1 pseudogene is annotated in these 598 nt (G+C 69.4%); it reads right to left on the bottom strand.

Going from position 1 to position 598, the window contains the following annotated elements:
• Window positions 1–151 precede the first annotated feature (151 nt).
• A pseudogene (locus tag DVK05_RS16380) lies at window positions 152–598 on the bottom strand (DNA-binding protein); the annotation flags it as partial.

The following is a 598-nucleotide window of genomic DNA, read 5'->3' on the forward strand; positions in this document are numbered from 1 at the left end:
CGGTCTCGGCGCTCACGGACACACCTCCCGTTCGGCGACGCGGTGGCGGTTCATGGGCGCGAATCGGGTCGTTTCGTGGATAAGCGTGTCGCTCGGGAGGCTGGAATACAGCCCTCCGTCGAACCGCGCGAGGAGGAGTCTGGATTGCGGCTTAGAACTGCTCGGCGGCGGCGTCGAGGACGGCTTCGAGCGCCTCGTCGCGCGCGCCGGTCAGGAACTCGATACGACCTTCGCGGATGCCCGCGGCGGCGAGGCCGGCGGCGGGCGCTTTCTCGGCGGCCGACTCGACGACCGCGCGGAGGTCGAGGTCGCCCGTCGAGCGCAGGTAGAGTTCGTCCATGCCGAGCGCGACGGTCACGAAGGCGTCACCCTCGCGGGTGCGGCGGTGGAGTTCGTCCACGAGCAGGCCCGTCGGCGGGAAGTCGAAGCGGTGACTGTAAGCGTCGGAGTCGAGGACGGCCGCGGAGATGGCACCGACCTCGCGGCGTTCGAGGTTCGCCTGCGCCGTCTCGATTTCGTCTTCGAGCTTGATGCGGAACTGCTCGGAGACGTGGCCGGCGAGGCCCTCGTCGGCGTCGAACAGCAGGTCTGCGATGAG

Source organism: Halorubrum sp. Atlit-8R, from assembly GCF_003666025.1.
Classification (GTDB): Archaea; Halobacteriota; Halobacteria; order Halobacteriales; family Haloferacaceae; genus Halorubrum; species Halorubrum salinarum.